The sequence below is a fragment of the Verrucomicrobiia bacterium genome (genome assembly GCA_035460805.1).
Taxonomy (GTDB): domain Bacteria; phylum Patescibacteriota; class UBA1384; order CAILIB01; family CAILIB01; genus DATHWI01.
Map to the genome: position 1 here is coordinate 1 of DATHWI010000092.1, position 10,310 is coordinate 10,310.

General features: G+C 51.9%; 10 protein-coding genes, 1 tRNA gene and 1 pseudogene. 10 read left to right on the top strand and 2 right to left on the bottom strand.

All coding sequences use genetic code 11. The annotated features are described in order from the left end of the window. Positions 1 to 2,853 (bottom strand): DNA polymerase III subunit alpha (gene dnaE / locus VLA04_03490; GenBank protein HSI20740.1); only part of this gene is annotated, 2,853 nt, incomplete at its 3' end. A gap of 168 nt (positions 2,854 to 3,021) precedes the next feature. Here dnaE and VLA04_03495 point away from each other — a divergent pair. From VLA04_03495 to VLA04_03535, 9 genes and pseudogenes are all read left to right on the top strand, one after another. Next, on the top strand, positions 3,022 to 4,236 hold the full coding sequence (locus tag VLA04_03495; protein HSI20741.1) for a hypothetical protein: 1,215 nt from the start codon (positions 3,022 to 3,024) through the stop codon (positions 4,234 to 4,236). Positions 4,237 to 4,320: 84 nt separating this feature from the next. Beyond that, on the top strand, positions 4,321 to 4,602 hold the full coding sequence (gene rpmA / locus VLA04_03500; GenBank protein ID HSI20742.1) for a 50S ribosomal protein L27: 282 nt from the start codon (positions 4,321 to 4,323) through the stop codon (positions 4,600 to 4,602). Positions 4,603 to 4,610: 8 nt separating this feature from the next. Next, positions 4,611 to 4,964, top strand: a pseudogene (rplS, locus tag VLA04_03505) (50S ribosomal protein L19). 210 nt (positions 4,965 to 5,174) lie between these two features. Further along, positions 5,175 to 5,522, top strand: coding sequence for a YraN family protein (locus tag VLA04_03510; protein HSI20743.1), 348 nt, complete (start codon positions 5,175 to 5,177; stop codon positions 5,520 to 5,522). Then, positions 5,522 to 7,003 (top strand): glutamate--tRNA ligase, encoded by a 1,482-nt coding sequence (gene gltX, locus VLA04_03515; protein HSI20744.1) that lies wholly within the window; start codon positions 5,522 to 5,524, stop codon positions 7,001 to 7,003. The genes VLA04_03510 and gltX overlap by 1 nt, the downstream gene beginning before the upstream one ends. Positions 7,004 to 7,043: 40 nt before the next feature. Then, positions 7,044 to 7,751: a DUF975 family protein gene (locus VLA04_03520; GenBank protein ID HSI20745.1), complete on the top strand. Its 708-nt coding sequence runs from the start codon at positions 7,044 to 7,046 to the stop codon at positions 7,749 to 7,751. Positions 7,752 to 7,862: 111 nt separating this feature from the next. After that, positions 7,863 to 7,937: transfer RNA gene (locus VLA04_03525), tRNA-Gln, on the top strand. 169 nt (positions 7,938 to 8,106) lie between these two features. Continuing rightward, the gene (locus VLA04_03530) at positions 8,107 to 8,835 is read left to right on the top strand and encodes a hypothetical protein (protein HSI20746.1); all 729 of its coding nucleotides are present in this window, start codon (positions 8,107 to 8,109) and stop codon (positions 8,833 to 8,835) included. Further along, the gene (locus VLA04_03535; protein HSI20747.1) at positions 8,832 to 9,392 is read left to right on the top strand and encodes an AAA family ATPase; all 561 of its coding nucleotides are present in this window, start codon (positions 8,832 to 8,834) and stop codon (positions 9,390 to 9,392) included. The genes VLA04_03530 and VLA04_03535 overlap by 4 nt, the downstream gene beginning before the upstream one ends. Positions 9,393 to 9,521: 129 nt before the next feature. Here VLA04_03535 and VLA04_03540 read toward each other — a convergent pair whose 3' ends face one another. Further along, positions 9,522 to 9,713: a hypothetical protein gene (locus VLA04_03540; protein ID HSI20748.1), complete on the bottom strand. Its 192-nt coding sequence runs from the start codon at positions 9,711 to 9,713 to the stop codon at positions 9,522 to 9,524. Positions 9,714 to 9,910: 197 nt separating this feature from the next. Between VLA04_03540 and VLA04_03545 the strand changes: the two genes are divergently transcribed. Then, on the top strand, positions 9,911 to 10,310 hold a 400-nt coding region (locus tag VLA04_03545), incomplete at its 3' end, for a hypothetical protein (protein HSI20749.1).

Here is a 10,310-nt window from a genome sequence, read left to right on the forward strand (position 1 = left end):
CATGTTCTCCACGCTTGCCAGCAGCTCACCGCGCTCGCCAATGGAGTCCAGGGCGCCCGCCATGATCAGGTTTTCAAGTACTTTCTTGTTCACTACCGATGCACAGCGACGGAGAAAGTCTGGCAGGTCTGCGTAAGGGCCATTGGCCTTACGTTCTTCCACAATGAACTCACTTGGGGCCAGCCCCACGTTCTTAATGCCGCCTAGGCCAAAGCGGATATACGAATCGTACTTCTTATCTTCAGGTTTGGTGTGCTCCTCGTTAAAGAAAATGACACCAAATTCCAGGAAGGATTCGTTAATGTCCGGCGCCAGCACCTCAATGCCCATGTCCCGGCACTCGGCAATTTCAATGCCGATACGGTCCAGGTTGTTGGTATCTGCGGTGAGCAGGGCGGACATGAACTCAACTGGGTAGTTGGCCTTTAGGTACGCGGTTTGGTAGGCAATCATGGCGTAACACACGGCGTGGGCCCGGTTAAAACCGTAACGGGCAAATGGTTCCACGAAGTCCCAGACCTTTTCCGCCAGCTGCTTGGTCACACCCTGGTTGCTATTGGTCTTAATGGCGCCATCAATGAACTTCTCGCGCTGTTCATCGAGCAGTGCCTTAATCTTTTTACCTACTGCCTTACGGAGCACGTCTGCCTGCCCATAGGTAAAGCCGGCAAACTTACGGGCCACTTCCAATACCTGGTCCTGCGTAACGATGACGCCATAGGACATGTTTAGGATAGGTTCAAGGATTGGGTGCAAGAACGTTACCTGCCGGCGGCCATGCTTGGATTCAATAAAGTCGGGGATGGCGTCCATCGGTCCCGGTCGGTACAAAGCCACCATGGCCACAATGTCCTCAAACTGGGTTGGCTTAAGCTCTTTCAAGTACCGTTTCATGCCGGCAGATTCCAGCTGGAACACGCCGGTACTTTCCGCGCGCGAGAGGAGTTCATACGACGGTTTGTCATCAATAGGCAACCCGTCCAAATCAATTTCCACGCCGCGGATTTTCCGGATAACCCGCAACGCCTGCTGGATGATACTCAAGTTGGACAACCCCAGGAAGTCGATCTTGAGTAGGCCAATGTGGTCAATCTGGTTCATGGCGTACTGCGTGACAATGGCGTTGTCATCTTTGGCGGCACGCTGGATGGGAACATACGCGGTAAGTGGGTCGCGGGTCACTACCACGCCAGCGGCGTGGATGGAGGTGTGCCGGGCAACGCCTTCCAGCTTGCTCGCAATATCCATAAGCTTCTGCAGCTCTTCATTGCTGTGATAGAGCTCTTTAAGTTCAGGGATATTGGCCAACGCATCCTTAATGCTCATGCCTCCAGGTCCAGAAGGAATGAGTTTGGCGATGTGGTCACACTCGTTGTAGGAAATGCCTAGAGCCCGCCCAACGTCACGGATGGCAGCACGGGAGGCCATGGTTCCAAAAGTAATGATCTGGGCCACGTGGTCCGCGCCATACCGCTCGCGTACGTAGTTAATAACCTCGTCACGGCGGGTATCCTCAATGTCATTATCGATATCCGGCATCGATACACGTTCTGGGTTCAGGAACCGCTCAAAGATCAGGTTGTGGTGCAGGGGGTCCACGTTCGTGATGTGCAAGAGGAAGCCAACCAAAGAACCGGCGGCAGAACCACGCCCTGGGCCAATCATAATGTTCTGCGCACGGGCCCAGTTCAAAAAGTCCTGGGTAATAAGGAAGTAAGACTCAAAGCCCATCTTCTCAATTACGGAGAGTTCGTACTCCAAACGAGGCCGCGCCCTGTCGGCCAGGGAAATGTTCGGGTCGTTCAGTGGGGAAGCAACTAGGTCACCCTCGGTACGGCTGTCGTCACATTTGTAATCCACATCGTAACGGTCCTTCATGCCCAGTTCACAGAGGTAGCGCAGGTAGTAACGGTCTTTCTTCTCTGGGTACTTGCCCTCAACCTTAAAGTCTTCCGGGATAGGGTAGACCGGCATGATGTTCTCACCCATAGGGATGGTCACATTGCAGCGCTCCGCCAAGAGTGCGGTGTTGCTAACCGCTTCGGGGACATCGGCAAACCACTCCATCATTTGTTCGGTAGAAGTCATGCTGATGTCAGCATCCAACATGTTCAACCGGTTCGGGTCGTTCACCGTCTTCCCAGAAGAAACACAGACGAGTACGTCCTGTGCCTCGGCGTCTTCAGGGTGGATGTAGTGCACGTCATTGGTACAAATAACGGGGACACCTTCTTGCTTGGCAAGTTTGCGCAGCTGCTGGTTGCTTTCCATCACCTCATCGTCTTGCGGATGGTGCTGGAGCTCTATGTAAAAGTTTTCACGCCCAAAGATATCCAGGTACTCATGGAGGGCTTTCACACCGTCGTCCCAATCCAGGGCGAGGCGGCGGGGGATCTCACCGTTAAAGCAGCCTGAAGTGCCAATAAGGCCTTTGGCGTGTTGGCGGAGCAGTTCCTTGTCGATACGGGGCTTGTAGTAAAACCCTTCCAGGTGGGCGATACTCGTCAGCTTGAGGAGGTTCTGATACCCCTCAAAGGTTTCTGCAAGAAGGAGCTGGTGGTAGGATTTGGCGTCCAGCTTGGCCTCGCGGTCTGTGTGGAGCCGTTTGGCCATGTAGGCTTCTACGCCGATAATCGGCTTGATTCCCTCTTTGTGACAGGCTTCGTAAAAGTCGATGACACCGTACATGACCCCATGGTCGGTAATGGCGAGCGCCTTTTGTCCCAGTTCCTTTGCCCGCTTTACGAGCGCACTAACCTGAGCCTCCCCATCGAGGAGGGAGTACATGCTGTGGACGTGAAGATGGACAAACTCGGACATGAGTATGGATGTGGATTCGGGGGAGGCCTTCAAAGTACGAGCCTTCCCCGGTGGGATGGCTCGACAAAGAGATCAAAAAGGGCTAGTATCGCCCTACCAATTTATTTCTGCCAACACCACGGCACGCGGCCCTGACTTTGCCCCTTCCTTTGGACAATCTCTAGTGTACCGGTGGATACCCGCTGACTCAAGCTTCACACTATGCCATCCCAGTATGCCTTCATCTTTGGCCGCACACCGGAACTGTCGCTCCTCGAGCTAAACGCAGTAGCCGGGCGTTTTGGTATCCGTGTCATAAAGATGATCGAGGCGGAAATTGCCCTCGTGGAACGGGATACCGCCCTGACCAGTGACCAGTTGCAAGGCGTTCAGGCAACTCTCGGGGGTACCGTGCGTATTGCAGAGCTCTTTTTCCAGGTTGAACGTGAGGCGGTTGTCCAATCTGCTGCCCAGCTCGTGTTGGACAACGCCGCACCGGAAGGAAAGATTACCGTAGGTGTCAGCACTTGGTCTGCCAAGGGCAAGCCGGCGCCCGCCACCAAGATTGCCAAACCTCTCAAGGAAATTCTTACCCATGCTGGGCGGAGCATTCGTATTGTCACGCCGCCTGCGCCTCGCAGCCACTTGAGTGCGCCGCAGCTTATCCACAACAAGTTGGTGGGGGGCAATGCGGCCGCGAACGGCCGGGCAATTGACCTGGTTTGTATTTCGGGTGAGGGGGGATGGTGGCTTGGCATTACCAAGACCGTGCAAGACATTGAAGGGTATACCTTCCGTGACTTTGGCATCCCAAAACCAGACCCGGTTTCCGGTATGTTGCCACCTAAGCTGGCGCAGACCTTGGTAAACCTGGGCGTGGGGAGCAATGCAAAGCTCTCAGTTTACGACCCGTTCTGTGGGAATGGCCGCATTGTACTAGAGGCAACCCTTTTGGGTATTCCGGCCTTTGGGTCAGATTTGCGTCCCGAGCAAGTGGCTGCAACCCGGGAAAACTTGGCCTGGCTTTGCGACGAGTATGGGTTAGACCCGGTTTCCCCAGAGAATGTCTGGGCGGCTGATGCTACCAAAGGCCCTGGCCAACAGGTCGGTGAGCCGTTTGTGATTGTCGCTGAACCCTACCTGGGCAAACCGCTCCGTGCCAAGCTCCAACCTAGCGAACGGGCTGGTTGGATTGAAGAACTTACCAGTTTATACCTGGAGTTCTTCCAGTACTGGGCAGAATCCACGGAAAAGCCTGAATCATTTACCGTTATTTTCCCACGCGCCCTATGCACTGATGACAAAGATGCGTCTGTCTACGACGCAATAATTGACAGATTACATCTGGTTGGCTATAGTACCCGAGTACTCTTTTGTTACGACCGCCCCGACTCTTTGGTTCGGCGTGACATTGTTTCCCTGAAACTTGTTCGTTAGGCGCAAAAGACTTTTTGCATCTAGACGAGCACGTTTCTTTCTCAGAAAAGTTCTTCTCAGTAACCCAGATTTCAGTAAAACGTCATGGCACATAAGAAAGCCGCCGGTAGTACCAGACTGGGGCGCGATAGTCGCGCTCAACGTCTTGGTGTGAAAGTTTTCGGCGACCAGCACGCTACGGCCGGTAACATTATCGTCCGTCAGCGCGGTACCAAGTTCGCCCCAGGTGAGAACGTAGGACGTGGCAAAGATGACACCCTCTACGCACTCATCGACGGTGTGGTTGAATTCAAGAAAATCATGATGCGCAAGTTCACCGGCAAGCTCCGGCCAACCCGCATCGTGTCTGTCCGTCCCAAGAACTAACTCCCATGATGAAGACAGACATCGCCCAGCTTCTCTTGGGCAAATATGGAAAAAAGAACCCACCGGCCGTAAAGCCAGGTGACACTGTTCGCGTACACCAGAAAATCAAAGAAGGTGACAAAGAGCGCGTACAGATCTTCGAAGGCTTGGTTATTGCTGTAAAGCACGGCCGTGGCCTAGACGGTACGTTTACCGTTCGTAAAGTTGCCGTTGGTGGTATTGGCGTAGAGCGCACCTATCCTTTGCATTCACCAAACATTGTAAAGGTAGACCGCGTAAAGAGCGCCGATGTTTCCCGTGCCAAGCTTTACTATATGCGTGACCGTAAAGGTAAGAACGCCCGCTTTAAGAACGAGAACCAAACTCCTGCAAGCTGGTCTGAGCCAAACGAAGTTGAACTTCCTGTAGAGGAAGAGGTTGTGGCTGAAGAGGTTGAAGAGACCCCAGTTGCTGAAGTAGTGGGAACACCAGAGGAGACTCCGGTTGAAGCTCCAGTAGAGGTTGCCGCTGAGGCGGAAGCCCCAACTGAAGAAGCTGCCCCTGAAGAGGAGCAGAAAGAAGCCTAACGCTTCATGGTTCAAAGCCAACTACTCGGCGCGCAGGGGGAAACCCAGGCCGCCGAGTTTTTAAAACGTCAGGGTTTTGTACTTATTGCCCGAAACGTCCGCAAACGCTTTTCCGAGGCTGACCTAATCTGCTTAGATGGTGAAACCATCGTCCTGGTAGAGGTGAAAACCCGCTCAACGCGCTTTACAGATCCGCTCCAGGCGGTCACACCCCAAAAGCTCCGTCGCCTCAACCGGTCGCTCCACCTGCTTTCTGCGCAGTATCCCAACCAAAATATCCGTCTGGATGTGGTTGCGGTATACTGGGAACCAGGAAGAGAACCCCTTATTACTCACTACCCAAATATTATCTGATGTCTGTCCGCGTCCGTTACGCCCCTAGTCCAACAGGAGAGCTCCACCTAGGTAGCCTCCGCACCGTTATCTTTGACTGGCTCTATGCCCGCCAGAATAAAGGTGTGTTCATTATGCGTGTAGAGGATACGGACCAGGCACGGGTGGTTGAGGGTTCGCTCAAGCGCCAATTGTATGACTTGGCCTGGATGGGACTCACCCCAGATGAGGGTGTGTACCTGAACGAGCAGGGCGAAGTTGGCCAAAAAGGTGACAAGGGTCCCTATATCCAGTCCGAGCGCCTGCCCATGTATGCGCACTACGCCGCCAAGCTCCTCGAAGATGGTCATGCCTACCGCTGCTTTGCCACGGCAGAAGAGTTGGACAAGATGCGCGAAGAGCAGCAGGCCCGAGGGGAGATCCCTAAGTATGACCGCCGTTTCCGCGACCTGCCAAAGGAAGAGAGTGATAAGCGCGCCAAAGCAGGTGAGCCGTTTGTCATCCGCCATGCCCTCCCACTCGATAGGGAAGTAAAAGGGCGGGATGTCATTAGGGGTGAGATGGTGTTTAACACCAATGACTTGGATGACTACGTCCTCATGAAGTCAGATGGCTTCCCAACCTACCAGTTGGCAAGCGTGGTCGATGACCACCTCATGGAGATCACCCACGTAATCCGTGGTGAAGAGTGGATCCCATCGTTGCCTAAGAACCTGTTGCTTTACGAGGCCTTTGGTTGGAAGGCGCCATCTTTTGCCCATGTACCGGTTATCTTGGGTCCTGATGGGCGCCACAAGCTCTCTAAGCGCGATGGTTCCGTAAATGTGGCAGAGTACCGGGATAAGGGCTATCTGCCCGATGCCCTGTTCAACATGCTCACGTTCCTGGGTTGGTCTCCTGGTACTGAGGAAGAATTCTTTACGCGTGATGAGTTCATCCGCCGCTTCGACCTGACACGGGTCCAAAAGGCGCCTGCCAAGTTCAGCTTTGAGCGCTTGGATTATGTAAACGGCTGGTATATTAGGCAGCTTTCCGTTGGCGAGCTGGCCACTATGCTACTGCTCGTCTTGCAAAAGGCAGGGGTACCTGCAGAGCCCGGGAATTACTTATTGGCGGTCACGGCCTCCGTGCAGGAGCGCCTAAAACACCTGGACGAAGCGCCAGAATTCACCCGCTATTTCTTTGTGCGTCCTGATGTAAACACTGAGCTCCTAGAGCTTATTATCCCTAAGAAGGGGGATCTGGAATCCACGCGTAAAATCCTCAAGCTTGCAGTGGATTACCTAGAGAAGATCCCGTGTGAAGAGTGGACCGTCGATGTATTGGACGAAAGGCTCCGTTTGTTCATTGGCATGGGTGAATATTCCAACATTGCCGTCCTGTGGCCCATCCGCGCCGCCCTTACTGGCGTCAGCGCTTCCCCAGGTGCCTTTGAAATGCTCCATGTGCTGGGCAAGGACGAATCGCTAGCCCGGCTGCGCGCAGTCATTGCGGTAGGGTAAGCAAATCGGTACGCTAGAAGAAAGCAGATAAGCACTCTTCATGGCCAAGTTTTCGATTGAGGAAGCGATTGGGTTCGGATGGAAGACCGTAAAGGACCATTGGATGACCTTGGTTCCGGTCATTGTAGTCCTTTCGGTGGTGAGCATGGTTATTTCCAAGGTTGTTGAGGGGGACAAGGCGGGTGAGTTGGAGCGCTCATTTAGCGCTATGAGCTTCAACCCAACAGAGATGCTCTCTGCGATGTCTGCCAACCTGTTGAGCTCCATTGTTTCTGTCATTATTGCCGCCCTGCTCATGCGGGTCTGTCTGCAGTATGTGGATGGCAAAGCAACGGACTTCTCCTCGCTTTTCCGCGGGATTACCCCAGAGCTCTTGGTCAAAGTGATTGCGGCTTCCATTATCATCAATATTTTGGTGGCCATTGGCTTTGTCCTGCTCTTTGTTCCAGGTGTGTACTTGGCACTTCGCTTCAGCCAGGCCCTCTATGTCATGATTGACCGGAACCTGGGCATTATGGAGTCTATTAAGGAGAGCGGCCGCCTGACCCAGGGCGTGAAGTGGCAGCTCATTCTGTTTGGTATCGTATGTGGCCTGGTGGTCCTTGTAGGGCTCATTGCGCTGGTTGTAGGCCTTATTGTGGCTATCCCAGTGGTAGCTGTTGCTAGCGCCCATGTGTACCGTCAGCTGACCCGTACCGTGGACGAAGTTGCCCCTGCGGCAGCTCCAGTAGCAGCCCCTGCAGCCTAGTTCTTGATTGAAGGGGGGAAATTTGGTACCGTAGCAGAGCACTAAACCGCTCTTCTGCGGTACCAATTTCGTATGTGTGAATAGTGTGGGGAGAACATGAGGACAATGTGATGCCTGGTGGCCAAGTGGTAAGGCGCCTGATTCTGGATCAGGTTACCGTAGGTTCGAATCCTACCCAGGCAGCCAAAGAAAAGAAGAGACCATTGGTCTCTTCTTTTCTTTGGACTGCAGGGCAGATTCGAAACCAGGTTCGACCGCGCCCTGCCGAGGTCTAATTGAGGGGCGGGGTTAGTGAGCGAAGCGAACGTTATCCTACCCAGCTACCTTTTCTCATTAAAATCTCTATCATGGGTCTATGAGCATCGAGAATTATTCCCCCAAAATAGAAAAGCAGGAAACACTCACCTACACACTAGATGTTACCCTGCACCGTCATGGCCCTAAAGAAGGGGATAGTGGTCCACTTTCTAAAGAGGGACGGGAGGATAGCGGGGAATATTATCGAGAAAACTACGAAGGTGTCACAGTTGGCACTACAGAAGTTGTACATTCCGGATTAGATCGAGCATCTGAAACTGGTGAGGTTTTCGAACGGGAAGTTGATACCTTAAACGAACTGAATAGCCCTCAGCGGGATCAGCGTCTTAGCGAAGGTACAATTTCAGAGCATCCAGAGCTACGAGAAGAATATGGGGGAAAAGGTGGTCGTTGGCTTAAGGGTTGGCTTAATGCTGAAGAGCGGGTAGATGGAGTGAAAACGGGACAAGAAGCTTTGGGTGATCTGAAGTCTTTTATTACCGATAAGCTTGAGGTGGCTCAAGAGGAGGGTGGATCAATTGAGATTGACGCTTTCACTCATGCACCAGTCATGGCGGCCCTTCTCCTTTCATTAGATAGGCAGTTCTCCACTGGTTTCTTGTCAGAAAATTGGGAAGAAGAAAATATAATTCACACTAAATTGCCATACCTCAGTACTCTAACTGTACGATTAGAGTCTGAACATGCAGATGAAGCTACGGTTTATTTTCAGGGCAAATCTGCCACAGTTCCACGATCTTTTTTCACTAAATACCTATCCTCATGAGCTTTCCAATCTTAGTTATTTCAGGGCACCCGGCAACTGGTAAAACGTTTCTCGGGAAAAAGATAGCCACTGAGCTGGCCATCCCAATGGTTTCCAAGGATGGACTGAAAGAAATTCTCTTCGATACACTTGGTTGGAGCGACCGTGAGTGGTCAAAGAAACTCGGAATGGCGAGCATGCGATTGCTCGATTCTATCCTCCTTGCACACCTAGAGGCTAAACAGCCGCTTATTATTGAGAGCAATTTTAAGCCTGAGTTCGAAAACGAACGATTCCGCGGTTATGCCGAAACATATGGCGCTGAATTTATCCAAATTCTTTGTTGGGCTAATGGTGATGTGCTATCCAAACGGTTTCACGAACGTGTAGCTTCAGGGGAACGGCATCCAGGCCATGTAGATGGTCAGAATCCTGATGAATTCAAGAAAATACTTGAAGAAGGAAAGTCGGCTACTTTGGATATACCTGGGAAAGTAATTGAAGTGGATACAACCGATTTTGCCCAGGTAGATTATGCAGGGCTTATTCAGCAGGTGCGAAAGGAAATTGGGAGTTAAGGGCTAATCTGATTAAGTCCCAGTACTCTCTCGATTCAAGTAACGTCTGAAATTTTTCACTATCCGCCAGCCTATACAAAAAGAGACCCACTCGGGCCTCTTTTTGTATTGCGGACTGTAACTAAAAGCTTAGAAAGCTTTTGTTGCGCCCTCTTTAATTGCCTTCTCAGCGTTCTCTTTAGACATCATTGCGCAGACAACGGTGCCGCACTTTACATGCTTTCCCTTTGCCATAAAGCCACCTGCTTTTGTCTGGTGAATCGCTGGTGCTGACAACTCAACGCCTTTTTCCTTACATTTAACGCAGTATCCTGTAACCATATGTGTCTCTTCTAAGATTGATAGCTATCGCATCACTGGCTTCATTATAGCGCCTGTTTACAGTACGACTAGTCTGTAATGCTCGCGAGCCCCTTCAGCGAGCCTGATGATACGTCTGTTCGTCCTAGGGCGGTGCCTCAGACAGCCATAATATAGACCAGCTACCGGATATTCATATCTTTCGTTATCATAACCGTATGAAACCTATCGTTGCATGGATAAATTGTTATGGCCATTGGGATCCTGAGAATAGAAATCCAGTTGAGACAGCTGGGTACGATCAGTATTTGACTGGAGTAACTCAAGCGTTATACGCCTTGCAAGATCGTGTAGGCGCAGTGTACATCTCTGGTGGCATGTACGATTCGTTGCATAGGACTGAGTGCGCCACTACGGCCCCCGAAATCCTACGCCGCCTCTCAGCTTTAAAAAGTAATATACGCACGATACTTGCTGACGAAAGCAGCGTAACGAGCATTTCCATTGCGAAGAAATTCTTGGACACATGGGAAAAAGAATATCCGAACCATGCCCCTCTCCTTTTCTGTGATGAAGTCCGGTTTCCTGCCAACGCCTATGTACTCGAATGCCTAATGA